This window comes from Candidatus Pelagibacter sp. PS_43, assembly GCF_059417795.1.
The window spans coordinates 776,839-801,651 of sequence record NZ_CM182066.1 but is presented as its reverse complement, the minus strand read 5'-3'; the positions used below and the strand labels follow the sequence as shown (position 1 = coordinate 801,651).

The 24,813-nt window shown below is 26.9% G+C and carries 28 protein-coding genes and 1 pseudogene; 13 read left to right on the top strand and 16 right to left on the bottom strand.

Annotated features, from left to right (window positions below; all coding sequences use genetic code 11):
• Positions 1–9: 9 nt before the first annotated feature.
• The 3 genes from rplI to rpsF are packed head-to-tail and all read right to left on the bottom strand — an operon-like array spanning position 10 to position 1,115.
• Entirely contained in the window at positions 10–468 is a 459-nt protein-coding gene (gene rplI / locus AC5SLL_RS04445) for a 50S ribosomal protein L9 (protein WP_494586239.1), read from the bottom strand.
• Positions 469–747, bottom strand: a complete 279-nt coding sequence (gene rpsR, locus AC5SLL_RS04440; protein ID WP_494572753.1) for a 30S ribosomal protein S18 — start codon at positions 745–747, stop codon at positions 469–471.
• Between the two features lie 2 nt (positions 748–749).
• On the bottom strand, positions 750–1,115 hold the full coding sequence (rpsF, locus tag AC5SLL_RS04435; protein WP_494580328.1) for a 30S ribosomal protein S6: 366 nt from the start codon (positions 1,113–1,115) through the stop codon (positions 750–752).
• Between the two features lie 86 nt (positions 1,116–1,201).
• Here rpsF and fabD point away from each other — a divergent pair, with 86 nt between their 5' ends.
• Genes fabD through gmk form a run of 4 tightly spaced genes read left to right on the top strand, consistent with a single transcriptional unit; the run spans position 1,202 to position 3,793 of the window.
• Entirely contained in the window at positions 1,202–2,134 is a 933-nt protein-coding gene (fabD, locus tag AC5SLL_RS04430) for an ACP S-malonyltransferase (protein ID WP_494586238.1), read from the top strand.
• Positions 2,127–2,864 (top strand): 3-oxoacyl-[acyl-carrier-protein] reductase, encoded by a 738-nt coding sequence (gene fabG / locus AC5SLL_RS04425; RefSeq protein ID WP_494586237.1) that lies wholly within the window; start codon positions 2,127–2,129, stop codon positions 2,862–2,864. Before fabD ends, fabG begins: the two co-directional genes overlap by 8 nt.
• A 48-nt stretch (positions 2,865–2,912) precedes the next feature.
• Positions 2,913–3,152 carry an acyl carrier protein gene (locus AC5SLL_RS04420; protein WP_415284196.1) on the top strand — a complete coding sequence of 80 codons (240 nt, stop codon included), beginning with the start codon at positions 2,913–2,915 and terminating at the stop codon, positions 3,150–3,152.
• An 8-nt stretch (positions 3,153–3,160) separates the two neighbouring features.
• Positions 3,161–3,793 (top strand): guanylate kinase, encoded by a 633-nt coding sequence (gene gmk / locus AC5SLL_RS04415; RefSeq protein WP_494586236.1) that lies wholly within the window; start codon positions 3,161–3,163, stop codon positions 3,791–3,793.
• On the opposite strand, the gene rsmA is transcribed toward gmk, so the two are convergent.
• The 6 genes and pseudogenes from rsmA to AC5SLL_RS04385 form a co-directional block, all read right to left on the bottom strand.
• Entirely contained in the window at positions 3,782–4,570 is a 789-nt protein-coding gene (gene rsmA, locus AC5SLL_RS04410) for a 16S rRNA (adenine(1518)-N(6)/adenine(1519)-N(6))-dimethyltransferase RsmA (RefSeq protein ID WP_494586235.1), read from the bottom strand. The two genes, gmk and rsmA, sit on opposite strands and share 12 nt — an antisense overlap.
• Positions 4,571–5,397: pseudogene (locus tag AC5SLL_RS04405) on the bottom strand (4-hydroxythreonine-4-phosphate dehydrogenase PdxA).
• Positions 5,398–5,524: 127 nt separating this feature from the next.
• Complete coding sequence (locus tag AC5SLL_RS04400) at positions 5,525–6,463, bottom strand: peptidylprolyl isomerase (protein ID WP_494586234.1); 939 nt, start codon at positions 6,461–6,463, stop codon at positions 5,525–5,527.
• A 3-nt stretch (positions 6,464–6,466) separates the two neighbouring features.
• Positions 6,467–8,857: an LPS-assembly protein LptD gene (locus AC5SLL_RS04395; RefSeq protein ID WP_494586233.1), complete on the bottom strand. Its 2,391-nt coding sequence runs from the start codon at positions 8,855–8,857 to the stop codon at positions 6,467–6,469.
• Positions 8,847–9,926 (bottom strand): LptF/LptG family permease, encoded by a 1,080-nt coding sequence (locus AC5SLL_RS04390; RefSeq protein ID WP_494586232.1) that lies wholly within the window; start codon positions 9,924–9,926, stop codon positions 8,847–8,849. Before AC5SLL_RS04390 ends, AC5SLL_RS04395 begins: the two co-directional genes overlap by 11 nt.
• Positions 9,926–11,056, bottom strand: coding sequence for an LptF/LptG family permease (locus AC5SLL_RS04385; RefSeq protein WP_494586231.1), 1,131 nt, complete (start codon positions 11,054–11,056; stop codon positions 9,926–9,928). The genes AC5SLL_RS04390 and AC5SLL_RS04385 overlap by 1 nt, the downstream gene beginning before the upstream one ends.
• Positions 11,057–11,118: 62 nt before the next feature.
• On the opposite strand from AC5SLL_RS04385, the gene AC5SLL_RS04380 reads away from it, so the two are divergent.
• Positions 11,119–12,576: a leucyl aminopeptidase gene (locus AC5SLL_RS04380; RefSeq protein ID WP_494586230.1), complete on the top strand. Its 1,458-nt coding sequence runs from the start codon at positions 11,119–11,121 to the stop codon at positions 12,574–12,576.
• Positions 12,569–12,979: a nucleoside-diphosphate kinase gene (gene ndk, locus AC5SLL_RS04375; RefSeq protein WP_494586229.1), complete on the top strand. Its 411-nt coding sequence runs from the start codon at positions 12,569–12,571 to the stop codon at positions 12,977–12,979. Before AC5SLL_RS04380 ends, ndk begins: the two co-directional genes overlap by 8 nt.
• Here ndk and purN read toward each other — a convergent pair.
• Together purN and purM are read right to left on the bottom strand one after the other, a co-directional pair.
• The gene (purN, locus tag AC5SLL_RS04370; RefSeq protein ID WP_494586228.1) at positions 12,976–13,554 is read right to left on the bottom strand and encodes a phosphoribosylglycinamide formyltransferase; all 579 of its coding nucleotides are present in this window, start codon (positions 13,552–13,554) and stop codon (positions 12,976–12,978) included. The two genes, ndk and purN, sit on opposite strands and share 4 nt — an antisense overlap.
• Entirely contained in the window at positions 13,532–14,572 is a 1,041-nt protein-coding gene (gene purM / locus AC5SLL_RS04365) for a phosphoribosylformylglycinamidine cyclo-ligase (protein WP_494587069.1), read from the bottom strand. The genes purN and purM overlap by 23 nt, the downstream gene beginning before the upstream one ends.
• On the opposite strand from purM, the gene AC5SLL_RS04360 reads away from it, so the two are divergent.
• Genes AC5SLL_RS04360 through aspS form a run of 3 tightly spaced genes read left to right on the top strand, consistent with a single transcriptional unit; the run spans position 14,571 to position 18,094 of the window.
• Complete coding sequence (locus AC5SLL_RS04360) at positions 14,571–15,650, top strand: hypothetical protein (RefSeq protein WP_494586227.1); 1,080 nt, start codon at positions 14,571–14,573, stop codon at positions 15,648–15,650. The two genes, purM and AC5SLL_RS04360, sit on opposite strands and share 2 nt — an antisense overlap.
• Positions 15,647–16,309 (top strand): P-loop NTPase family protein, encoded by a 663-nt coding sequence (locus tag AC5SLL_RS04355; RefSeq protein WP_494572737.1) that lies wholly within the window; start codon positions 15,647–15,649, stop codon positions 16,307–16,309. Before AC5SLL_RS04360 ends, AC5SLL_RS04355 begins: the two co-directional genes overlap by 4 nt.
• Positions 16,310–18,094: an aspartate--tRNA ligase gene (aspS, locus tag AC5SLL_RS04350; protein ID WP_494586226.1), complete on the top strand. Its 1,785-nt coding sequence runs from the start codon at positions 16,310–16,312 to the stop codon at positions 18,092–18,094. It begins immediately after the preceding gene.
• Between the two features lies 1 nt (position 18,095).
• Here the strand turns inward: aspS and AC5SLL_RS04345 are convergent, their stop codons facing one another.
• Positions 18,096–18,917: a TSCPD domain-containing protein gene (locus tag AC5SLL_RS04345; RefSeq protein WP_494572735.1), complete on the bottom strand. Its 822-nt coding sequence runs from the start codon at positions 18,915–18,917 to the stop codon at positions 18,096–18,098.
• 114 nt (positions 18,918–19,031) lie between these two features.
• Here AC5SLL_RS04345 and AC5SLL_RS04340 point away from each other — a divergent pair, with 114 nt between their 5' ends.
• Both AC5SLL_RS04340 and AC5SLL_RS04335 read left to right on the top strand, forming a co-directional pair.
• Entirely contained in the window at positions 19,032–19,391 is a 360-nt protein-coding gene (locus AC5SLL_RS04340) for an NADH-ubiquinone oxidoreductase subunit NDUFA12 family protein (protein WP_494586225.1), read from the top strand.
• A complete protein-coding gene (locus AC5SLL_RS04335; protein ID WP_494586224.1) occupies positions 19,351–19,758 on the top strand; it encodes a DUF2155 domain-containing protein in 408 nt (135 codons plus the stop codon). Before AC5SLL_RS04340 ends, AC5SLL_RS04335 begins: the two co-directional genes overlap by 41 nt.
• On the opposite strand, the gene accC is transcribed toward AC5SLL_RS04335, so the two are convergent.
• The 3 genes from accC to aroQ are packed head-to-tail and all read right to left on the bottom strand — an operon-like array spanning position 19,755 to position 21,957.
• Positions 19,755–21,092 carry an acetyl-CoA carboxylase biotin carboxylase subunit gene (accC, locus tag AC5SLL_RS04330; RefSeq protein WP_494586223.1) on the bottom strand — a complete coding sequence of 446 codons (1,338 nt, stop codon included), beginning with the start codon at positions 21,090–21,092 and terminating at the stop codon, positions 19,755–19,757. The genes AC5SLL_RS04335 and accC overlap by 4 nt on opposite strands.
• Positions 21,092–21,520 (bottom strand): acetyl-CoA carboxylase biotin carboxyl carrier protein, encoded by a 429-nt coding sequence (locus AC5SLL_RS04325; RefSeq protein ID WP_494586222.1) that lies wholly within the window; start codon positions 21,518–21,520, stop codon positions 21,092–21,094. Before AC5SLL_RS04325 ends, accC begins: the two co-directional genes overlap by 1 nt.
• Positions 21,517–21,957, bottom strand: coding sequence for a type II 3-dehydroquinate dehydratase (gene aroQ / locus AC5SLL_RS04320; protein WP_494586221.1), 441 nt, complete (start codon positions 21,955–21,957; stop codon positions 21,517–21,519). The genes AC5SLL_RS04325 and aroQ overlap by 4 nt, the downstream gene beginning before the upstream one ends.
• A gap of 16 nt (positions 21,958–21,973) precedes the next feature.
• Here aroQ and thiS point away from each other — a divergent pair, with 16 nt between their 5' ends.
• Entirely contained in the window at positions 21,974–22,192 is a 219-nt protein-coding gene (thiS, locus tag AC5SLL_RS04315) for a sulfur carrier protein ThiS (RefSeq protein WP_494586220.1), read from the top strand.
• Positions 22,193–22,194: 2 nt separating this feature from the next.
• Positions 22,195–22,968, top strand: coding sequence for a thiazole synthase (locus tag AC5SLL_RS04310; RefSeq protein WP_494586219.1), 774 nt, complete (start codon positions 22,195–22,197; stop codon positions 22,966–22,968).
• On the opposite strand, the gene AC5SLL_RS04305 is transcribed toward AC5SLL_RS04310, so the two are convergent.
• Complete coding sequence (locus tag AC5SLL_RS04305) at positions 22,965–24,812, bottom strand: Rne/Rng family ribonuclease (RefSeq protein ID WP_494586218.1); 1,848 nt, start codon at positions 24,810–24,812, stop codon at positions 22,965–22,967. The two genes, AC5SLL_RS04310 and AC5SLL_RS04305, sit on opposite strands and share 4 nt — an antisense overlap.
• Between the last annotated feature and the right edge of the window lies 1 nt (position 24,813).

Here is a 24,813-nt window from a genome sequence, read left to right as displayed (position 1 = left end):
ATTGTATAATTACTGAATATTTTCTGCTGTAACTACATTAATTGTAATTTCAGAATCCACTTGTGAGTGTAAAATAATTTTCACCTTAAATTTACCAAGTGATTTAATTTCAGTTACGGGTTGTATCATTGATGGTTTAATATCTAATTTGTCGCTCTCTAATAATATTTTAGAAATTTCAGTTGGTTTAACTGAACCATAAAGCTCTTTGTTTTCTGTACTCAATTTCTTAATTTCATACTCTTTACCATTTATTTGTTCTGAAATTTTTTGAGCTTCTTTCTTTTTCTCAGCATCTTTTTTACCTAGCTCAGTTTTAATTTTTTCAACTTCAGCAATGTTTTCTTTTGAAGCGTATAAAGCTTTTTTATTTGAGATAAGAAAATTTCTTGCAAAACCTCTTTTAACATCTATGATTTCACCAATAGATCCAATTCTTCTAAGATTTTCTAAAAGAATAACTTTCATTTAAATTAACGCTAAATTTCTTGCTCTCTTGATAGACAGTGAAAGCTCTCTCTGTTTTTTTTGAGAAACATTTGTAATTCTTGATGGTAAAATTTTACCATTCTCAGACATGTATTTTTTTAATAATCTTATGTTCTTATAATCAACTACTGGAGCACCTTTTACTGATAGTGGGCAAGATTTTTTAAATTTATATTTGTTTGGCTGAAAAATACTTAGTTTTGCAAAGTTACTTTGACTTCCTTTTTTTTTATTTCCAGCTCTTTTTTTTGATGGCATAATTAGTTCTTATTAAAATCTTTTTTGTATTCTTTTTTTTCGTATTCATCTTTTTTTGAGAAATATTTAGCCTCTAAGTCAAATTTTTTAACTTTGACAGTCATATACCTTAAAAGGTTTTTATCAATTGCTTCATTCTTCTCTAATTCTTCTATAATTTTACCAGCACCTTTAATTTTAAAGTGCATGTAGATACCTTTTTTATTTTTTTTGATCTCATATGCTAGGTTTAGCAATCCCCAATCTTCAGTTTGCACAATCTCACCCTCATTTTTTTCAATTATTTTAGAGTATTTCTCAGTTAATGACTTAACTTGAGTAGGGCTAGTGTCTTGTCTTGCTACTATAGTGTGTTCGTATAAATTCATATTTGTTCTTTAATAAAAAGTGAGGATATACTATTATAATTATTGAATTACAACACTTAAAACCATAATAAACTTTAGATATTTAAATGTTTTCTGTTATTTTTCCAGGCCAAGGCTCTCAATTAGTAGGAATGGGCAAAGACTTACATGACAAGCATAGTCTAGTTCAAGATTTATTTAAAGAAGCAGATGACACCCTTGGATTTTCCATATCAAAACTTGTTTTAGAGGGTCCAAAGGAAGATTTGGATCTAACAGAGAATACTCAACCAGCAATATTTCTTGTCAGCTATTCTATATTTAAACTTATTAAGGAAGAATTTAAAATAGACTTAAATAAAGCAAGTTTTTTTGCAGGACACTCATTAGGAGAGTATTCAGCCTTAACTTCTGCAGGATCATTATCATTTTCAGACACACTAAGAATATTAAAGATCAGAGGAAATGCTATGCAAAGCTCTGTACCAAAAGGTGTGGGCGGAATGGTTGCGGTTTTAGGTTCTGAAATTGAGACAATAGAAAAAATTATCATAGATAATAAAGATAAGTATGAGTGTTACATAGCAAATGACAATTCTATGGGGCAGATAGTGCTAAGTGGTAAGATAGATGATTTAGAAAAAATGATGGGTGATTTAAAGGCTGCAAATATAAAAAATATAAAACTTCCAGTTAGTGCACCATTTCATTGTAAATTAATGAGCAAAGCAACTCTGGTAATGAATGAGGAAATAGTAAAATTGAATTTTAAAGAACCAGAAAATAAACTGATTTCAAATGTAACTGGTAAAGAAATATCAGATTCTAATGAATTAAAAGATTTATTGGTAAAACAAATTGAAAGTAGAGTTAGATGGCGTGAAAGTGTTTTATTGATGATTGAAAAAGGAGTTACTCAATTTATAGAGATAGGCCCAGGTAAAGTTTTATCAGGTTTAGTAAAGAGAATTGATAAGAATGTTAAAGTTAGTGCAATAAATAATGAAGAAGATATAAAGTTAATAAATATAAATGAGTAGTTTAAAAAATAAAAATTTTATAGTCACAGGTGCCTCAGGTGGAATAGGAAATTCCATTGCTGAAAAACTACATGAGCAAGGTGCAAATGTTTTAGCAACAGGAACAAGAATTGAAAAATTAGAAGAACTAGCAAAAAAATTTAATGGCATTAAAGCTCTCAAGTTTGATATTTCTCAACACGAAAAAATTGAAGAATTCATTAATGAAGCTACTGAAAAATTAGGTGGTTCACTTGATGGTATTATAAATAATGCTGGAATTACAAAAGATAATTTAACAATAAGAATGAGCCTGGAAGAGTGGACAAAAGTAATAGATATTAATTTAACTTCTACTTTTTTAATGTGCAAATATTCTATTAAAAAAATGCTTAAGAATAAGTCTGGAAAAATTGTTAACATAACTTCTGTTGTGGGTCACACAGGAAACGTAGGTCAGGCTAATTACACAGCATCTAAAGCAGGAATTGTTGCAATGTCTAAAAGCTTAGCAATTGAGTATGCTAAAAAAAATATTAATATTAATTGTATCTCTCCTGGCTTTATAAGCACTGCCATGACAGATCAGATAGATGAGAAACATAAAGAAGCAATTATTGCTAAAATTCCATCAAATAAACTAGGTAAGCCCGAAGATATTGCTAATGCTGTAATATTCTTAAGTTCAGATCAATCTGACTATATTAATGGAGAAACTATACATGTAAATGGAGGCATGTATTTGGGTTGACAAAATCCCTTTTTAAACTATTAACGAAATATAACAAAAAGGATCAATATGTCAGAAGATATTTCAAGCAAAGTTAAAAAAATTGTGGCAGACCATTTAGGAATAGATGAAGCAAAAGTTCAAGACGACTCCAGCTTTATTGATGACCTTGGAGCTGATAGCTTAGATACAGTTGAATTAGTTATGGCTTTCGAAGAAGAATTTGGTTCAGAAATTTCAGATAGTGAAGCTGAAAAAATTCTAACCGTTGGTGATGCTGTTAAATTTATTGAAGGCAAAGCTAACTAAAAACATAAATGTCCAAAAAAAAAGATGGGATAATGGTGATTTTATCATCCCCATCTGGGGCAGGTAAAACCACATTAGTAAAACTTCTCTCTCAAAATAAAGACTTTCATATATCGGTATCACATACCACTAGAAAACCAAGAACTAATGAAATTGCAGATAAAGATTATTATTTCGTTAATCATGAAAAGTTCGAAACCTTAATTAAAAACGAAGAATTCTTAGAATACGCAAAAGTATTCAATCACCTTTACGGAACTACAAGAACACCTGTAATTGAAAAGTTAGAAAAAAGTGAAAATGTAATATTTGATATTGATTGGCAGGGTGCTGATCAAATTAAGAATAAAAAGCTAAACTATAAATTAATTACCTTCTTTATTTTACCTCCTAGTAAGGAAGTTTTATTTGAGAGACTGTCTAACAGGCATACCCAAGATAAATTAATTGTAGAAGAGAGAATGAAAGAGTTTACTAGAGATGTTTTACATTGGATTAATTATGATTATGTGATCATCAATGATAATCTTGAAGAATGTTATTCAAAAATCAATAATTTAATTGATGCTGAAGTTAACAATGGCTCAAAAGATTACGATAAAGAGTACATAAGAAAACATGTAGAAAAATTAACGTTTTAGATCCTCATATTCTTTTGTCAGTTTAAAGTAAATTTCAGGTTCAAGGTTTTGTGGTCTTAGATTAAGATCAATATTGAATTTACTAGCAACTTCCTTAGCATTATTAAATATTTGGTTAAAAGGTTTTTTTAACATTTTTCTTCTTTGACTAAAAAAAACTCTAGTAATCATTTCAAGATTTTTAGCATCTTTTAATTCAAAAGAATTTTCTTTAGGAGTAAACAATAAAAGAGAGCTATCTATTTTTGGACGAGGAGTAAAACTTTGAGGCTTTATATCTATTATCTTTTTAACATTTAGTTTCCAATCAGTTAGAATGGAAAGACGTCCATATTTTGAATTATTAAAACCAGCAACAATTCTATCAGCCACTTCTTTTTGAAACATAAGCACTAAGCTTTCAAACCAAAATTCTTTATGAATATTTACAATCCATTTAGAAAGTATCTCTGTAGAAATGTTGTAAGGTAGATTACCAAATACTACTAATTTTTGTTCTGAAATTTCATTTTCTGCAACTTTCAAAACATCTTCATTAATAATTTCTATCTGATTAGTAAACTTTTCTTTTAAAATCAAAGATAGCCCTTCATCTTTTTCTACAACAAAAACTTTCTTAGGATTATTTTTTAAAATATAACTTGTTAAATTTCCACTTCCAGGTCCTATCTCTAAAATTTCTTTATTAGTGATTTTGACTGTAGAGACAATTTTTTCAAGCACCTCTCTATCTATTAGAAAATTTTGACCAAGACTTTTTTTAGCTCTAATATGCACTTAATTATCTAAGAATTTTATAGCTTCAATTAAACTTTGAGGGCTAGATTTGTTTTTACCTAACATTGAAGTGTTTGGTCCATGATCTGGAGACACACGAATAAATGGTAAACCTAAAGTAATATTAATTGCATCAAAATTAAATAAAGTTTTCATAGGAGTAAGCACTTGATCATGGTACATCCCAATAATTACATCATACTTTTTTATATAGTCTTTAATAAATATAGTGTCAGCAGGATAGGGTCCATCAACATTAAATTTTCTTTGTTTTAGCTTTTTAATAGCAGGGATTATGATCTTATCTTCTTCAGAATTATTAAAATTACTTTCACAATGAGGGTTTAAACCAGTAATTGCTATTTTTGGTTTTTTATTAAAGTTAGTTTTATAAAAGCTATTAATAAGCTTTACATGAATTTGTAATTTCTTTTTTGAGATCTTTCGGGAACATCTTTTAGTGCAAGATGAGTGGTTAGTGGACTCACAGATAGGCTCTTATTATATATAAGCATTGCTACCTCATGATCTTTACTTGTTTTTTTAGCCAAATATTCTGTGATACCAAGAGTTTTACCTTTTAAAAAATGTTTTTTTGAAATTGGACCATTAATAAATTTTGTAAGTTTGTTTTTCTTTATAATATCTAAAGCAATATCAAAACAATTCTTTATATAATCATTTGATTTATTTGAAATTTTTTCGAAACATTTTTTAAAATTATAATTAACATTAACTAGGTTTATTTGTTTATTATTTAAAGTATCTAATTTAGCAAAATTTTTATCAACAATATTAATCTTATAACTAAATTTTAGTTTTTTCATTTGCTCTTGAAGTAGTTTTTTTGAACAAACAATTATGAGTGGACTTTTATATTTTTTAAATTTTAGACTTTTGAAAAAAATTTCTAAAAAAACACTATTAGGCTCTCCAGCTACAATTATTATAGGCTTACAGCTCATCAATTGTATTATTTATTTTAATTTTTTTGTAAAATATTTTTGAAAATTGATCTAATTGTTTACTAGTCTCAAATTTTACCATTTTATCTAATTCTTCTTCTTCATTGATCGTGGCTTTTTCATACTTAATTTCTTCTATTTTTAAAATCAAAAATAAGCCACCAGTTTGAAGGGGATTTGTATATTGACCAACGTCAAGTGTTCGTAATTCTTCTATAATTTTTTTTGATAATTTTTTTTCTTCAACCCATCCTATTTTACCACCAAATTTTGCACTATCTGAAACACTGTATAGATTAGCTGTGTTGTTAAAACCTACTTCGCTAATACTTTGAGTTATGTCTTTTAGTCTTTTATCAAAATCTGTACTGATTTCATTTTCAAACAAAATTTCTGAAAGAGAGTATACTTTTTGATCTAAATTATTATATGTTTCTTGTAATTTTTTTTTTAATTCATTTTTATCGATATTAATTTGTGAAATATATCGGTCATATATTAATTGATTCCATAAAACTTCAATTTGAATCTTATTTTTAATATAATTTAACGATATATTGTTTTCTTTTAAATACTGCTCAAATTCATTCTTATTATTGAGATTTAAGGTTTTATAAAAATTCTCTAAATAAATATCAACATTAAGTTCTAATGTCTCAAAGTTAAAATATTTTTCTAATTCTATTTTTTTAATCTTTTCTCTTAAAGCAGACTCTTTTGATATCTCTAACATTCTAGCTTCATCAAGCTCTTTCAACCTATTATTTAATGAAATTAAATACAGTTGCTCTTTTTCTACATCTTTATTTGTAATAATTTGATTATTAACTTTATAGATAATATATACACTTTCATCTGAAAATAATTTTGTGTTAAGCGTTATTAGAGACAAAATAATTAGAATATAAATAAACTTTATTTTATTCATTTTTTATTTATTAAGATTTGGTGATTTTGTTTGCCCAAAAGGAATTATAGTTAAGCTTAAATAAATGCTTTCATTTGGTTTTAAATCTCTATCAGTATAATAATCTTTATTATATTTTATCGCTGCAATCAGACAATCATTTCTATATTGATACATTAAATTATAAAATTCAGTTGCGTTAGTTTCCTTGTTTTCTCTTGCTTCAAATGAGAAGCTATTTGATTGATCAAAATTATAGGTAGTTTTGTTCGAAAGATAACTTTCCTTATTCACAGTGTTATTTTGATTAAGGTATTCAATGGTAGTAACAAAATTGTTAATTTTAAATTCATTTTTTAATAATTGATAATTTGTATCTTTTAAATTTTCATCTTGTGAAAATTCATACTCAATATTGTAAAAATTATTTGGTGTGTAATTTAAATATCCCATTATATCGGAGGTTTTATTTCCAAGTGAACTGTTGATAGGTAAATTTTTATCTTCTTCATATTTAAAAACATTAGCAATTTTACCAGTAAAGATATCTCTACCAGTTAAATCAGTTTTATTATATTCGGTTCCAAAACTTAATGAGCCACCACCCTCTACGGAGTCATTAAACCCAAGTCGATTTAAACTAAACACATTATTAAAATTAATCCTTCTATCATCATCCCTTGTTTTTTTTGAATTATTGGGACTATACCTTGCTGATATAATCGGTTTAATTATATTTACGTAGCTGTCTGTTTTTTTTTCTAATGGAAAAGATGAACTATATTCAATTATAGAAGCTATTTTTGTATCTAATTTTTCTTTATAGTTTTTTGAATTTTCACTATCGGTATTTATATTTTTAAACAGTAAATTAAAATTATTTTTTAAACCTTTGTCAGTAAATTTTGGATAAGAACTATATAAAAAATCATTAACAACAACTTTTTCAAAAACATTTGTGTCATAATTTTTAAAATGGCCATTCGAACTAAGACTTAAACTGCCAGAATTTAATAAATCAGTATATAAATTTTTTTTAAGATAATAGGAAGGATAAACATATTCATATTTATCTGAATCTGGAATATCACTTAATTTTTCATACATTATGAAGTCTGTCTCTAGGCTTAAATCTTCTTTTGAAGCATTAAAACTTAATGTGGAAGTTAATGTTCCAGTATCACTATTTATTAGAGGAGACTCTAATTTATATTGCTTTAAATAAGTGTCACTGGAAGAATACTGCAAATCAAGAGACATATCAGCATTATCAAAATAGTTTGTATTAAGTTCCTTTTGGCTATTTGAAAAAAAATGATTTTTAGATGAATGATCTTTTTCATTCAATAAACTAAAATCTACTATATGTTTTGATTCTTCATTAACAGATCTATATTCAGATTGTGCTAAAATTTTATTTTTTGAATATAGTCTAGGACTTAAAGTTAAATCTTTGTTAGTAGCAATTACGTGAAAATAAGGCAATGTAAAAGCTGAACCAACCGAATTAGAGCTTGCAAAAGTAGGCATTAAAAAACCAGATTGTCTTTTTACAGTCGGATCAGGGTGAAAAAATTTTGGAAAATAAAAAACAGGTTTATCATAAATTTTTAACCAAGCGCCTTCATAATTGATAGTTTTTTTTTTCTTATCATGGGTAATTTTTTTTGCTAAAAATTCCCAAGGAGGACAGTCATCGTTTCTTTTACAAGTTGTAAAAACACCTTTTTCTATTACAGTTTTGTCTTTGTCACTACTAATAATTTTACCAGACATTCTTGGCTCATTATTTTCGGCCAAGTTATTAAAATTAATTAATATATCTTTACCAATTAATTTGTTTGTTATTGGGTTTAAAAAAGCATTTTCAATATAATAAACATTATTTTGTATATCTGTAATTTTTGATTTAAAGATTTTTATCAAATTATCATCAAATGTATAAATGAATTGCTCTGTAATAAAATTATTACCAGGCTTATCAGTTAAAATAGATTTTGTATTTGATACAATGGTTTCTTTATTTTTGTTATAAATAGCCTCTTCAGATTTAAATTTAATGTCATTTAATAAATCATTAATCTCAACATTTCCCAATGCTTTAATGGTAGAGACTTTTTGATCGTAAATTAATTGGTCAGCGATAAGTTCTATATTTTTTTCAGATAAAATTGTTCTTGCGTTGTTAGCGATCAATATAGAATTATTTTTATCAAATTTAAAACTTTCACCGTCAATTTTTATATTGTCAACTTCAGAGTAAGCAGTGCCTGATCCGGTATTAGTTATATTACCATTGTCAGTAATCAGTATTTCTGATGTACTGAAAGAAATCTCATTAGCATTAATTTTATTGTTAAAAAATAGAATAACAAAAAGAAATAAACAAATTATATAATTTAAATTATTTTTCATTTAACCTAACTATTCCAGTTGATATAATCAGTACCAATATCATAAATGGAAGATATATTGACAATAAAATTGGTATTTTTCCATTTTCACCCATTAAAGAAAATACAAATGATAAGTAATAGATAATTACGGATGATAATATTCCAATAAGTAGGTGAAAAATCTTAGAGGTATTACGTTTATTATTAAACATTAGAATTGAAGACAAAACTGTCATAATAGATAAGAATAATGGAAGAGAATAAAGCTTGTTTAAATGAATAACAACTTCTCGAGTTGAATTTCCTAATGAAGCATAGTCATTTTTTAATTTGATTAGTTGAAAATAATCTAATGATGACAAATTTCTAAATAAGCTGTTAATTTTTTCAATATTAAAATGTGTTTCTATTAAGTATTCTTTATCTAATTTAACTGAACTGTTATTATTAAAAATTAATGGTTTAGCTACATTCCATTCATATTTAGAAATATCAACTTTTTCAGATTGAATTAAATTGATTAATTGAAAATTATTATCAAATTCATGAATTGAAACATTGGTTAAAAAATTTTTGTCAATTTTTTCAGCGTTAATAATTAATTTTCTATTATTTATTTCATCTTTAATCCATAGACCACTTTCCTTAATAACCGCTAAATATTTATCATCATTTGAATAAGAGTTTTTTATGTCAAAATAAATAAACCTTAATTTAGATGAGAGAGTATAAAACAAAGTCACTATTATAAATCCACAAATAAATGAAGTTAAGAATAGAGAACGTAAAACTCTAAGATTACTTAACCCATTAATTTTTAAAAGATCTAGCTCATTTTTATCAATTATATCTAGAAAAAAAAATTGAGTACCAATTAAAAAAATGAAAGGAAAAATTTCAAAAATAGTTGCAGGTGAATTTAAAGCACTTAACATTACTGGAAAAAAGGGACTAATTTCTAAACTCTTAAAAAAATTTATTTCTTCAAGTAAATTAAGTATAAAAGTTAATGCAAGAAAAATTAAAAAAATATTTAGAATTTTTTTTAAAAAAAGAGTAATAAGATAAAATTCAAAAGTTTTAATCATTAAAAATTTATTTTTGATTTGTAATGTGAAAAAATATATAAGCTTAAAATTGAAAATAATGGAAAAGTTATAAAAAAATAAAATCCGATAATATTATTTGAGGCATATCTTAATAAAAGTTCAGATAAAACAATGACAACAATACCAATAAAAAATATTATATATCTATATAACATAAATTTCTTATTTTCTTTTGAGATAAAAAATATCAAACAAGCAATCATTGAAAGTAATAGCAAATATATAGGCTTGTAAAATCTTTTAAAAACTTCTTCTTTCACATTTTTAATTGTACTTTTGTTACAAGTAAAGATTTCACTTTTTATGTCTTTAGCTTTGCCCTTGGCATTATAAACCAAACATTCTATTAAAAGCTTACTATTTAATTCTTGTATTTTTGGAAACGTAGTACTTTTAGAAGTATATTCATTTAAATCAAAATTAATTTTATCAAATGAAAAATTATTAGTTTTAGAACCATTTATATTAACTATGTCTCCATTAAATAATTCTAGATATTTTTTTTCATTTGAGTTATTTAAATAACCTTTTTTTGCATAAATAACTCTAGAAGAATTATCTAAACCCTTATTTATTTCTTTTAAATAAATATTATTATAAGTTCCACTTGGCTTCTCAAACTCAATAAAAATAGTCAAGTTTTCAACCACATCAATAAATTTACCTTCTTGAAATAATGATGGAAAAAAATCTATATTGGAATTCCTAATGAAATTTCTAGCTTTATCCTGACCTGTTGGTGAAATATATGAACCCATGATTATTTGAAAAATTATAAAAAATAATGAGAAGCCTAAAATTACTTTAATGAATTGTAATTTACTTACACCAGCCGCCCAATAAACAATCAATTCATTCTTTAATTCATATCTGTTAATTTGGTAAAAAAGTGAGACAAAAAATATAAAAGGTAAAATTCTATGAATAATTTTAGGAAAATTAAAGAGTGTATAGGAAAAATATACAAAAAAACCATGGCCATCTTCTGTAATAAAGTCTAGATATTTAACTGCTTGAATGACCCATACAATCAAACCAAGAGTTAAGGTTAATAATATAAAAAAAAAGAAGGTATCCTTTAAAAAATGAGTAAATAATAATTTTTTCATTGTAATATAATAAATTTATTCATATATAGCACTCATCTATCTCAGATTGTATTTAAAAATTTATGTCTATTGCAATTAATTACTCTACTAAATTTGTAAATAAAACATCTTCAAATCTTGTTTTATTTGTTGATGAAAAATTTAATATTATTCAACTTAAAAAGAATATTTCAATTAGTGATTATTCTTACATATCTGATCTATTAAAAAATAGTGATTTAAAAAAAGATATTCTTGTATTTAATATTAATTCAAAAAAAACAATATATTTGGTGTCTGTCAAGAAAGATTTGAAAACATCTGATATAGAAAGCTTAGGTGCTAAATTTCATAGCCATATTAATTATGATAAAAATGATAATTATTTTATAAATGCAGACACTATCAATAGTAAAACTGAAAATCTTGCAGCTTACTTCCTGCACGGATTAAAATTAAAATCATATGAGTTTAATTTTTACAAATCCAAAAAGAATAGAAAATCAATTTCTATTAATGTAATTGACAATAAAAATAAAATTCCTATACAACAACAAAAACGTTTTAAAGCTCTAGAAGAGGGAACTTTTTTTGCAAGAGATCTCGTCTCAGAACCTGGAAATATTTTACACCCTGATGAGTATGCAAAAAGAATAAATAGACTTAAAAAAGATGGTTTAAAAATAAATATTTATGACGAAACAAAATTAAAAAAATTAGGTATGAATGCACTACTTGGTGTTGGACAAGGTAGCATTAGAGGATCCTATTTAGTAACAATGGAATGGAATGGTTTAAAAGATAACTCTAAACCGGTGGCATTTGTTGGTAAAGGGGTTTGTTTTGATACTGGAGGCATTTCTTTAAAACCTGCAAAATTTATGGAAGACATGACTTATGATATGGCTGGTTCAGCTACAGTTGTGGGTTTAATGAAAAATTTAGCTTTAAGAAAAGCAAAAGTTAATGCTGTTGGTGTTGTAGGGCTTGTTGAAAATATGCCTGGTGGAAACGCTCAAAGACCAGGGGATATAGTCAAATCTTATAGTGGTAAAACAATTGAAATATTAAATACCGATGCTGAAGGAAGATTAGTTTTAGCTGATGCTCTAACTTTTACAGAGAAAAAATTTAAACCAAAATTTATGATTGATTTAGCAACCTTAACAGGCGCTATAATAGTTTCTTTAGGATCTGAATTCGCAGGGCTATTTTCAAATGATGATAAATTATCAAAACAATTATTAGAAGCTGGTGAAAAAGTTGATGAAAAATTATGGAGAATGCCTCTACATAAAAATTTTGATAAATTAATTGACTCAAAAAATGCAGATATGCAAAATATTAACTATGTTGGTGGTGCTGGATCAACAACAGCCGCACAATTTTTACAAAGATTTATTTTAAACAAAACACCCTGGGCTCATTTAGATATAGCAGGTATGGCTTTTTCAAAATATGGTGGTGCTTTAAATTCAGGTGGAGCAACAGGTTATGGGGTAAGATTATTAAACCAACTAATAGAGGATCATTATGAGTAGTTTAGAGCAAACATTATCAATAATTAAACCAGATGCCGTAGAAAGAAATTTAGAGACAGAAATTAAGGAAATGTTTCAACATAAAGGTTTTAAAATTGTAAAAGACAAAAAAATTCAAATAACAAAAAGTGAAGCAGAGCAGTTTTATAAAGTTCATGAAACAAAGCCATTTTACAATGATTTATGCGCATATCTTTCATCTGGTCCAATAGTTGTTATGGTTCTTGAAAAAGAAAATGCAGTATTAGGTAATAGAGAGTTAATGGGAGCCACAAACCCAAAAGATGCTGAAGAGGGCACCATTAGAAAAAAATATGGAATTTCAATTGATAAAAATTCTGTACATGGTTCAGATAGCGTTGAAAATGCAAAAATAGAAATTAATTTCTTTTTCAAAGACTAATTAAAAATTTTTAAAATTGCTTTAGGATAAAGTTTGTGTTCTTGCTTAAGAACTTTCTTAGCAAGAGATTTTGGTGTATCTTTTTTTAAAATTTTAATTTTTTTTTGTATTATAATTTCTCCAGAGTCCAGTTTTTCTGTAACATAATGTACACTACAGCCTGTAAATTTATCTTTATTTTGAATTGCTCTAATATGAGTATTTAAACCTTTATATCTAGGAAGTAGAGAAGGGTGAATATTAATTATTTTGCCGTTAAATTGTTTAATAAATTTACTAGATAGAATTTTCATAAATCCTGCCAAACAAATAAATTGTATTTTATTTTGTTTTAATAAATTTAATAATCTTTTTTCAGCTATTTTGATATTTTTGAAATTTAATATTTTCTTTTTGATTTTATATTGATTACTATATCTCAAACCTTTTGCTTTAATTATATTTGAAATTATCAAATCTATAGAAATTGGACTTTTTTTAGTTTTTGAAAAATTAATTAAGTTTTTAAGATTGCTACCAGTCCCTGAAATAAAAACTGCAGTTTTTATTTTATTATGACCAATCAATTTTGCCATTAAGTTTGACTTTATTTTTTCCTGAAGTTATTTTGCCAATAACGTAAGGTTTAAATTCTTTGCTAAAAAACTTATTAATTTTTTTTAAGTTTTGTGGTTTTATTATTAAACAAAAACCAACACCACAATTAAATGTCTTTAACATCTCTTTATCATTAATATTATTTTGTTTTAGCCATTTAAAAATTTTTTTAGTTTTTACTTTATCCAAATTAATATCAGCAGAAAGACCATCTGGTATTACTCTTTTAATATTATCCTCAAGGCCACCTCCAGTAATATTGGCACATGAATTTAAGAGTTTACTTTTAATCAAATTTAAAATCTCATTAACATAAATTTTGGTTGGTTTGATAAGTTCTTTTTTTAAAAATTTATTATTTTTAAAATTTATATTATTTTTTTTTAAGACATATCGTACTAATGAATATCCATTTGAATGAATACCATTTGAGGGGATTGCTAAAATTAAATCATTTTTTTTAATATTTCTTTTATCTAAAACTTTATTACCATCTACTATGCCCACTGCAAATCCAGCAATATCAAATTTACCTTTTGCATAAGTACCTGGCATTTCAGCGGTTTCTCCCCCAACAAGTTCACAATTTGAAATCTTACATCCTTTTACAATGCCCTTAAGGATTGATTTCAATTTCTTTAAATCTATTTTATTAATAGAGATATAATCTAGAAATAATAAAGGTTTTGCTCCTTGAACGATTAAGTCATTAACGCTCATTGCAACTAAATCAATACCAATTGTATCAAATTTATTGAGTGTATTAGCTATTTCAACTTTCGTACCCACACCATCAGTGCAGGCTACAATTTTTGGTTTTTTTATATCTTTTGGAATGCTAGATATTGATCCAAAACCACCAATATTTTGAAACTTTTTTTTGCCTTTATTCTTTGTTGAAATTGAAGATATAAATTTAACAAAGTTATCTGCAGCATTTATGTTCACTCCACTTTTTTCATAGGTAAATTTTTTTTTTTCATTAGTATAAAATATGCAAATTTTTAATAAATTTTTAAGATTTTCAAAACTATATATAATTTTTAGCTATATCGTTCTATTTTTAATAATTTTTTCCACAACCTATTTGCATGCCAATGCATTCAAAGTATCAAATATTGAAATTTCTTCATCATTTGAGTTAAATTTCCAAAAAAATACTGTAATTGATGATGGTTTTAAAACATCTTTCATTAATCTTTTGTCAATGATCACAACCACTACCGATAAAAAAAAGATTAAAAATACTCCAATTATTAAAATTAAAGAAATGATAGATTCTTTTACAATCTCTAAGGAGAAATTTGTCGACAATGAGTACTTTGCTATTCTTGAAACAACTTTTAATAAAAAAAAAGTTTTAAAATTTCTTGAAAATAAAAATATTTTTCCATCCGCACCTATAAAAAACAAAGTTTTATTGATACCTGTTTTATTCGACACTGAAAAAGAAAGAGTCGATCTTTATGATGAAAATCCGTTTTATAATAAATGGAATAATGAAAAAAATAACTTTCAATTATTAGAATACTTTTTACCAAGTGAAGATTTAGATGATCTAAATAATATCCAAGAAGAAATTAACAATATTGAAGTATATGATTTTAATAGATTGGTAAAAAAATATGACATCAAAGATCATATAATATTAATAGTCTATAAAACAAAAAATGAAGTAAAAATTTTATCTAAAATAAATTTAGATAATTCAACTAAACTTGTAAATAAAACATATAGTGAAATTAATTTGCAAAATGAAACCAATGTAGAAAAATTAATCATAGATTTAAAAAATGACTATGAAAATCAATGGAAAAAAAATAATGAAATTAATACATCAATTAAACTTCCAATTACTATTTCTTTAAACTCAAAAGATTATAAAAGAATATCTAAAATAAAAAATGTTTTAGCAAATATGGACCTTATATCAGAATTTTATACATTAAAATTTGATAATCAAAATTTTCAAATTAGAATAATTTATAATGGCTCTCCAAAACTATTTTTAAGCGATATGAGGAAACAAAATTTTGATTTAGTCATGACCGACAATGTATGGGTAGTTAAATGAAAAGTCTGAACCAATTATTACTAGATTTTAATTATGAGCAAAATTTTAAAGATGATGATTTTTATGTTGGAAAAAGCAACTATTACACTTTTGAAATTATAAATAAATGGCCAAAATGGGAAAAAAACATTTTAAATATAAGTGGTGAAAAGTTCTCTGGCAAAACTCATCTTGTTAATATTTTTTTAAAAAAATTTAATGGAATTAAGATTGAGTCAAATTTATTAAATAATGAAGATCTTAAAACCATTAAATCCTTTCAATGTATTGTACTAGAGGATTTGACCTTAGAAATTGATGAAAACCTCATTTACACACTTTTTAATATAATTGATCAGGATAATAAATTTTTAATTGTTACATCAAATAAACCGATTGTAGAAATTGATTTTAAGTTACAAGATCTAAGATCTAGAACAAAAAATTGTCTTTTAGCAAAAATTGAAAACCCAGATGATGAGTTAATGTTTGCTATAATACTGAAAAATTTATCAGATAGACAAATTACATTAGATAAAAAGTTGATTGATTATATTATTAAAAGAATAGACAGATCGTATAGCAAAATATTTGAATTCATATATAAAATTGATGAAATTAGTTTAAAAAAGAAAAAATCAATCGATTTTAAAATTATTAATGAGGCTTTAGAAAATTAAGTGAATAAGTATAGAACACATAATTGTAACGAATTATCAATATCCAACAATGGAGAAGAGATTATATTATCTGGATGGATCAACAAAAAAAGAGATCATGGTAATTTGTTATTTATTGATTTGCGCGATAATTATGGAATTACACAATGTATTATAGATAAAAGTAATGAAAGTTTTAAATCTCTTGAAAAAATACAGTTAGAAAGTGTAATAAAAGTTAATGGCAAAGTAATAAAAAGGAGTAATGAAACTATTAATTCAGATTTGCAGACTGGTGAAATTGAAGTCAATATAAACTCTTTTGAAGTGCTGGGCTCATGCAAAGAACTCCCAATGCCTGTTTTTAGTGATCAGGAATATGCTGAAGAAATAAGACTTAAATATAGATTTTTAGATCTTAGAAGAAAAAAAATTCATGATAATATTATTTTAAGATCAAAAGTTATTTCTTTTATAAGAAACGAAATGTTTAAATTGGGTTTCTTAGAGTTTCAAACTCCAATTTTAACTTCTTCGAGTCCTGAGGGAGCAAGAGACTTTTTGGTTCCAAGTAGACTAAATCCTGGAAAATTTTATGCCTTACCCCAAGCGCCTCAACAATTTAAACAATTAATAATGGTCTCTGGATTTGATAAATACTTTCAAATTGCACCTTGCTTTAGAGATGAGGATGCTAGAGCAGACAGAAGTCCAGGAGAATTTTATCAGCTTGACCTTGAAATGTCTTTTGTAGAACAGGAAGATGTCTTTAGAGTAGTTGAGCAATTAATAGTAAATGTTTTTAAAGAATTTTCATCCAAGAAATTAATGCATGAAAGCTTTCCAAGAATTTCTTATGAAGAATCTATGCTTAAATATGGTTCTGATAAACCTGATTTAAGAAATCCATTAGTAATATCAGATTTAACAGAAATATTTTCAAGAAAGGATGTAACTTTTGAAATATTTAAAAAACTTGTAAAATCTGGATCAAAAGTAAGATGTATTGTCACAAAAAATACAAAGGATAAACCTAGAAGTTTTTTTGATAACATTGACAAATGGGCTAAAGAGCAGGGAGCATCTGGGTTAGCTTATTTTACAATTGAAAAAGATGACAATGTTACTGCTAAAGGACCTGTGGGTAAATTTTTCTCAGAAGAATCACTTAAAGAAATAATGAAAATAACTGGTGCTGACATAGGAGACAGTGTATTTTTTGCTTGTGGTAAAATTAATGAAGTTGAAAAGATTACTGCTCTTGCAAGAGATAGGATTGCAAGGGACTTAGACTTAATAGATGAGAATATTTTTGCTTTCTGTTGGATTGTTGATTACCCCATGTTTGAAAAAAATGAAATAACTAATAAAATTGAGTTTAGCCACAATCCATTTTCAATGCCTCAAGGAGATATTAAAGATATAGATTTTGATAATCCGTTAAAGATTAAAGCTTATCAGTATGATATTGTTTGTAATGGAATAGAACTATCTTCTGGTGCAATAAGAAACCATGTGCCTGAATTAATGTATAAACTATTTTCAATTGCAGGATATCAAAAAAAGCATGTTGATGAAAAATTTAGTGGAATGATTAATGCTCTAAGTTATGGTGCTCCTCCACACGGTGGAATTGCACCCGGTATTGATAGAATTGTAATGCTCTTAGCTAACGAAAAAAATATTAGAGAAGTTACAATGTTTCCAATGAATCAGAATGCTCAAGATCTAATGATGAATGCTCCTTCTGATGTTAGTGAAAATCAACTTAAAGAACTTGGTTTAGCAATAAAGTTGAAAAAGTAATTTACTTTTTACCCTTTAAACTGATCTTAACATCAGATAAATCAACCAAATTTTTCTTATAATTGTTTCTTACAAATCCTTTGCTGGTAATGTCTTTAACAATTTTAAGTAATTGATTTTGATCTTCAGTATTTTCTTCTTCAGGTGATGATCGATCAGATCCTCCAATTGCAGGAGTATGAGCTAGATCCTCTCTATTTTGATAAGAGATAGCGAGCTCCCTAAATATATAATCAAGTATAGACGAAGCACTCATAATTCTATCATTTCCATAAACTTTTCCTGATGGTTCAAACTTTGTATCAACATAAGCACTAATAAATTCATCTAAAGGAACGCCGTATTGTAAGCCTAGTGAAATAGCTATTGCAAAATTATTCATTAAAGCTTTCACCAGCTCTCCTTCTTTACTCGTATCAATAAAGATTTCTCCAATTTTACCATCTTCATATTCTCCAGTGTGAAGATAAACTTTATGATCTCCAATAGTTGCTTTTTGAATATAGCCTTTTCTTCTATCGGGCATACTGAAACGTTTACTTACACCTTCATTAATTTTTTTGACAAAAGTAGTATTATTTTCTTTTGATATTGTTTTTGGCTGACTTTGTTCCGAAATAATATCTAATTTTTTTGTTTCAGTTACTTTATTGTTCGAGTCTAAACTCTTTGTTTTTCTAGTATCAAGCTTTACATCTAAAACTTCGAATTTTCCATCGTCTCTTTTTTCTAGATTAGCTAATTCTTTTTCATTGATGTCATCTAAGTAATGATTAACTTTAAAGCTACATGTATAATATGTTTCAACTAAATATTTTGCCATTTTTCCTTTAATTAATTTTTATTTTGAATCTTAAGATAATTAATTTATATACAAATCCTTACTTTAGTCTAATTTAAATTATACAATTTTAGATTGAAGAAAGAATTAAATTATATGTTGACACTTTTAAAAAAAATTTTTGTTTGGTGGAATCAGGAAACACTTGGAACAAAACTAAAGACTTTATTTTTTGGAAAACTTGTTGGGACTGATTCGACAGGAAACAAATATTACGAAAGTAAAGATGGTAAAAGATGGGTTATTTATAGTGATGAAATTGATGCATCAAAAATACCTAACGAATGGTACTCGTGGATTCATTTTACAAAAAATAAAATAGAAAACAATCATGATTTAAAAAAATATGATTGGCAAAAACCTCATCAATCTAATCAAACCGGCACATCTAACGCTTATCACCCAAATAAAAATAATGAAGATATTAAAAAAAAGTATACTACCTGGAAAAGTTAGTTTTACATCTTTTTCATTACTAATATTTTTTATAATTTTTTCATCTTCATTGTCTGCTTTAGAAAGTATTCCAAATAGTTTTATTGAATTAAAAATTTTAGACAAAGTGAGTTCTAAAACCAACTCTTTAAAATTAAATATTGGTGAAGAAGTTAAATTTCAAAATCTTTTAATAAAAAGCCTTAAATGTAAAAATTCAGAGTTTGATGATAATCCAGAAATTACTGCATACATTCAAGTTCAAGATTTAACTAACCGAGATAATAATGAAGTCTTTGTATTTAATGGTTGGACGTTCTCTTCTAGTCCTGCAATCAATCCATTCGATCACCCTGTATATGATATTTGGTTAACAAAATGTTATTAAAATACTTTTTCGTTATCTAACCAACTAACATTAAAATCAGACTCTATAAATTTTTTATGATTAAGAAGAATTTTGTGAAGAGGTATTGTTGTTGTGATGCCTTCAATAACAAATTCATCAAGAGATCTATTCATACGTTGAATAGCTTCAGTTCTATTTCTTCCATGAGTAATCACTTTGCATACCATACTGTCATAATAAGGAGTAACTTTGTAACCTTGGAATATAGCACCATCCACTCTAGTTCTAAATCCTGAAGGCTGGTGGCACATACCAATTGTACCAGGAGAGGGCTGAAAATTTTTACTAGCATCCTCAGCGTTTATTCTGCATTCTATAGCATGCCCCCTAGGGTTTATATCACTTTGTTTTAAAGCAGTATCTCCACTGAAAGCAATCCAAATTTGTTCTTTAATGATATCAATACCAGTTACCATTTCAGTAACTGGGTGTTCAACTTGAACACGTGTATTCATTTCAAGAAAATAAAATTTTCCATCTTCATAAATAAACTCTACAGTTCCAGCACCTTCATAACCAATTTTACTTACCATATTGACTGTTCTTTCAAAAAGATCTTTTCTTATTTGATCAGTTAAAACAGGGCTTGGAGTTTCTTCGATTAATTTTTGATGTCGTCTTTGTACAGAACAATCTCTTTCATGCAAATGAACTGTTCTATTTTTACCAGATAAAACTTGAACTTCTATATGTCTTGGATTTTGAAAAAATTTTTCTATATATACTTCATCATTGCCAAAGTATTTTTGTGCTTCAGACTTGGCTGTTGAAAAAGAATTTTCAAATTCTTCTTCTTTATGTACTATCTTCATTCCTTTACCACCACCGCCACCAGAGGCTTTAATTAAAACAGGGAAGCCAATTTTTTTACACAGTTCTTTTGCTTGTTTAATATCTTTTACACCACCTTCGGATCCTTCAATAACAGGCAAACCATGTTCTTTTGCAATTTTTTTTGCTTGAATTTTATCACCCATCATTTCTATAAGTTTGGATGACGCACCAATAAACTTAATATTATTCTCTTCTAGTACTCTGGCAAAGTTAGCGTTTTCAGATAAAAAACCGTAGCCTGGGTGAACAGCTTCAGCTTTTGTAAGTTCAATAGCTGACATTAATGCTGGAATATTTAAATAACTATTTGCAGGTTGATGTGAGCCTATACAAACACTTTCGTCTGCTAATCTTACATGCATACTATCTCTGTCAACGTCAGAGTGCACTGCAACTGTAGCAATTCCCCATTCTTTGCAGGCTCTTATAACTCTAACTGCAATTTCACCTCTATTTGCAATTAAAATTTTTTTAAACATTACTCTACGATGATAATCGTTTGACCATACTCAACAGGTTGGCCATCTTCTACGCAAATCTCTTTTACTATTCCTTCAGCTGTAGATGGTATGTGGTTCATAGTTTTCATTGCTTCAACAATCATAACCGTTTCACCTTTTTTAATTTTTTTCCCCACTTCAATGAACTTTTTAGCTCCAGGTTCTGGGGCATGGTAGGCGGTTCCAATAATTGGAGATTTTACCTCAGTTCCAGTAATAGCAGGTTTGGCTGTTTCTTTATTTAATGAAGGAGTGAGCTGAGTTGCAACACTCGAATTTGCAGAAACAGTATTGGTTGATTTTGATACTTTTATTTTTGTATCTTTTTCTGTGTACTCAATTTCAGTTAAATTAAACTCATTAAGATAATCAGTTAATTCTTTGATAATATTTTTATCTATTTTCATTTTTTCAACATGTTTTGCATAGAGATTATGGCCAAAATATATCCAAAATCTCCAAGGCCAAAAATACCACCAGTAGCAATATCGCTAATTAGAGATTTTTGTCTAAATTCTTCTCTTTTATATATATTTGAAATATGAAGTTCAATGATTGGTTTTTTAAAGATATCTAAAGCATCTCTTATAGCAACAGAAGTATGTGTAAAACCGGCAGCGTTAATGATTATACCGTCATGTTCATTTTTTGATTTTTGTATACGTGTAACAATTTCACCTTCAATATTTGATTGATAAAATTCTAAATTAACATTTAATTCTTTAGCTTTAGCTTGGCAGTTTTCTTTTAGTTGTTCAAAAGTTATAGCACCATATTGTGATTGTTCTCTTTTACCCAATAGATTAAGATTGGGACCATTAATAACTATAATATTATTACTCATCAGAGACTTATATAGTATGAAAAAAATAAAAAAAATAAAAATTAAAGTTAATGGTAAATTTTCAACAATAAATGAAAATTTAAGTCTTTTTACCTTATTGAATCAGCTTAAAATTCCTTTAAAAAAAGTTGCAATTGAATTAAATCACGAAATAGTAGATAAAAAAAAACTAGATAATATCAAATTAAAAAAAGATGACAAGATAGAGATCGTACACTTTATTGGAGGTGGTTAAAATTGATAAACGATAAATTAATTATTGCAAAAAAAAAATTTAATTCCAGATTAATTGTTGGTACTGGAAAGTATAAAACGATGTCTGAATGTGCAAAAGCAATTAAATTATCTGGTGCAGATATTGTTACTGTTGCGGTACGAAGAGTTAATATTTCTGATAAGAAAAAACCATTATTGATGGATTATATTGACCCAAAAAAAATTACCTATTTACCCAACACAGCTGGCTGTTTCACTTCAGAGGAAGCTCTTAGAACCTTAAGATTGGCAAGAGAAATTGGAGGATGGAAATTGGTCAAGTTAGAAGTTCTAGGTGATAAAAAAAATTTATTCCCTGATATGATAGAAACTTTAAGATCAACTGAAGTTCTAACCAAGGAAGGTTTTAAGGTTATGGTTTACTGTAATGATGACCCATTAATGGCTAAAAGATTAGAAAATGTGGGAGCGAGTGCAATAATGCCATTGGCAGCTCCTATTGGCTCAGGCCTTGGTATTTTGAATCCAACAAATATAAAGATAATAAGAAGTCAGACAAAACTTCCAGTAATAGTTGACGCAGGATTAGGACAGGCTTCAGATGCAACTATTGCTATGGAGTTGGGTTGTGACGGTGTTTTGGCTAACACTGCTATTGCAAAAGCTAAAAAACCTTTTTTAATGTCTTTAGCTTTTAAAGATGCAGTTATAGCAGGGAGACAATCATACTTAGCTGGCAGAATAGAAAAAACTATTTATGGCGGTGCTTCTTCACCAACTACAGGAATTATTTAAGCAGCTGGATTTTTATAAAATTTCTTTTTAAAAAAAGGCTTTTTCTTTAATGGTTTCTTTTTGTTAGAAATTTCATATGTTTTAGCTTCTTTTTTTTGATCCTCTAGATTTTTTAATTTTTCAAAGTGCTCTACAATCTCAATAGTTTTTTTACTCTTATTTTGTAAATTAATTATATATTCAGGAATTATTAAAGCGTTATCTGCAATAATATCTATCTTTATAAGGTTTTTTTCTTCAAAAAATTTTAAATCTTCTATGAAATTTTCTTTCATAAAATCAGAAATTTTTTGACAAATCTTCAATTCAACAAACTTAGCTTTAGTTAAAACAGCTTTTACTTCTACCATTTTAAGTATTTTAAGTGAAAATGATTCATCAGTTAGCGTTACTTTCCATTTGACAGCACTTTCTCGCAATCTCTGCCTTGACATCTCTAGTAGACCAAATGTACTAATTCTACCTATTTGTATTCTTGCTCTATCAGTTCTACATTTTTCTTTTAGTCTTCTCTCGACCAATCTTCTGTTACCAAAGCTTAGCATGTCAATAAAATCTATAATTATTAAGCCAGATAAATCTCTAATCTTTATTTGTCTTGATATTTCATCAGCTGCTTCTAAATTTGTATCTAAAGCTGTGCTTTCAACATTTTTTTGTTTTATCGAACTTCCAGAGTTTATATCAATAGAAACTAAAGCTTCTGTTGGATTGATAACCAAATAACCACCAGATTTTAATTTTATTTCTGTGTCATAAATTTGATTTAACTTTTGTTCAATATTTTCTTTAAAGAAAAGAGGGGTTTTTTCTCGATATTTTTTTATTTTTTTTACATGTGAGGGCATCATTAATTTCATAAACCCTTGCGCCTTTTTATAAGCTTCATTTCCCTCTATAACAATACTGTTAGTATCTTCGTCATATATATCTCTTAAAGTTCTTTTTATAATATCACTTTCTTGATGAATTAAAGAAGGTGCAATTGAATTTAGAGCTGTTTCTTTGATTTCATTCCATGTTTTAATTAATGTTTGTAGATCATGATCTATATCATTTTTAGTTTTATTAGATCCTGCTGTTCTAACTATAAGACCCATTTCTTTTGGTATAACTATCTCATTTAAAATTGATCTGATTTTTTTTCTTTCCCCTGGATTAAATATTTTACGAGATATTCCACCTCCTTTTGGAGTATTAGGCATTAACACAATATATTTACCAGCAATTGAAATAAAAGTGCTTAAGGCAGCACCTTTTTGTCCTCTTTCATCTTTTAAGACTTGAACTAAAATTACTTGATTTGGCTTGATAACTTCTTGGATTTTATATCTCTTGGCTCTAAATCTTGATTGAGGTTTTTTAACATTTTCGATTTCAGGTATTTCTTTAACACCTCCATCTATAGTAGCTTCTTCTGATACAACTAATTCTTCAGATGTATTTAATTCCAAATCCAACACAGGTTGAACCTCAACTGGATCGTTTATATCTAAATTGCCTTCATTAATATTTTTTTGTTCTTCTTTTTCACTTTCCTTTAAAAGCTCTTCTCTTTCTCTCTCTTCCTCTTCTTTGATCTTAATTAAATCACTTTGAGGAATTTGATAGTAGTCAGATTGAATGTCGTTGAATGATAAAAATCCATGTCTTTCTCTTCCAAAATCTATAAATGCAGCCTGCAGAGAGGGCTCAACTCTACTAACTTTACCAAGATAGATATTGTTTTTAATTAGATTATTTTTTAAACCTTCGTATTCGTAGTCTTCGATATTATCGCCAGATTTAAGAACAACTCTAGTTTCGTTTGGATGCGAAGCATCAATGTATAAATTTTTTTCCATA

Bases quoted from the DNA above. Each gene is read 5' to 3' on its own strand.
- fabG (WP_494586237.1), top strand. From the start codon at position 2,127: ATGAGTAGTTTAAAAAATAAAAATTTTATAGTCACAGGTGCCTCAGGT.
- AC5SLL_RS04400 (WP_494586234.1), bottom strand. From the start codon at position 6,463: ATGAATAAAATAAAGTTTATTTATATTCTAATTATTTTGTCTCTAATA.
- aroQ (WP_494586221.1), bottom strand. From the start codon at position 21,957: ATGAGTAATAATATTATAGTTATTAATGGTCCCAATCTTAATCTATTG.
- AC5SLL_RS04420 (WP_415284196.1), top strand. From the start codon at position 2,913: ATGTCAGAAGATATTTCAAGCAAAGTTAAAAAAATTGTGGCAGACCAT.
- AC5SLL_RS04395 (WP_494586233.1), bottom strand. From the start codon at position 8,857: ATGAAAAATAATTTAAATTATATAATTTGTTTATTTCTTTTTGTTATT.
- AC5SLL_RS04325 (WP_494586222.1), bottom strand. From the start codon at position 21,520: ATGAAAATAGATAAAAATATTATCAAAGAATTAACTGATTATCTTAAT.
- AC5SLL_RS04340 (WP_494586225.1), top strand. From the start codon at position 19,032: ATGTTGACACTTTTAAAAAAAATTTTTGTTTGGTGGAATCAGGAAACA.
- AC5SLL_RS04355 (WP_494572737.1), top strand. From the start codon at position 15,647: ATGAAAAGTCTGAACCAATTATTACTAGATTTTAATTATGAGCAAAAT.
- rpsF (WP_494580328.1), bottom strand. From the start codon at position 1,115: ATGAATTTATACGAACACACTATAGTAGCAAGACAAGACACTAGCCCT.
- AC5SLL_RS04335 (WP_494586224.1), top strand. From the start codon at position 19,351: ATGAAGATATTAAAAAAAAGTATACTACCTGGAAAAGTTAGTTTTACA.
- AC5SLL_RS04380 (WP_494586230.1), top strand. From the start codon at position 11,119: ATGTCTATTGCAATTAATTACTCTACTAAATTTGTAAATAAAACATCT.
- AC5SLL_RS04305 (WP_494586218.1), bottom strand. From the start codon at position 24,812: ATGGAAAAAAATTTATACATTGATGCTTCGCATCCAAACGAAACTAGA.
- AC5SLL_RS04360 (WP_494586227.1), top strand. From the start codon at position 14,571: ATGCAAATTTTTAATAAATTTTTAAGATTTTCAAAACTATATATAATT.
- purN (WP_494586228.1), bottom strand. From the start codon at position 13,554: ATGGCAAAATTGATTGGTCATAATAAAATAAAAACTGCAGTTTTTATT.
- gmk (WP_494586236.1), top strand. From the start codon at position 3,161: ATGTCCAAAAAAAAAGATGGGATAATGGTGATTTTATCATCCCCATCT.
- ndk (WP_494586229.1), top strand. From the start codon at position 12,569: ATGAGTAGTTTAGAGCAAACATTATCAATAATTAAACCAGATGCCGTA.
- rplI (WP_494586239.1), bottom strand. From the start codon at position 468: ATGAAAGTTATTCTTTTAGAAAATCTTAGAAGAATTGGATCTATTGGT.
- fabD (WP_494586238.1), top strand. From the start codon at position 1,202: ATGTTTTCTGTTATTTTTCCAGGCCAAGGCTCTCAATTAGTAGGAATG.
- thiS (WP_494586220.1), top strand. From the start codon at position 21,974: ATGAAAAAAATAAAAAAAATAAAAATTAAAGTTAATGGTAAATTTTCA.
- rpsR (WP_494572753.1), bottom strand. From the start codon at position 747: ATGCCATCAAAAAAAAGAGCTGGAAATAAAAAAAAAGGAAGTCAAAGT.
- AC5SLL_RS04390 (WP_494586232.1), bottom strand. From the start codon at position 9,926: ATGATTAAAACTTTTGAATTTTATCTTATTACTCTTTTTTTAAAAAAA.
- AC5SLL_RS04385 (WP_494586231.1), bottom strand. From the start codon at position 11,056: ATGAAAAAATTATTATTTACTCATTTTTTAAAGGATACCTTCTTTTTT.
- AC5SLL_RS04345 (WP_494572735.1), bottom strand. From the start codon at position 18,917: ATGGCAAAATATTTAGTTGAAACATATTATACATGTAGCTTTAAAGTT.
- accC (WP_494586223.1), bottom strand. From the start codon at position 21,092: ATGTTTAAAAAAATTTTAATTGCAAATAGAGGTGAAATTGCAGTTAGA.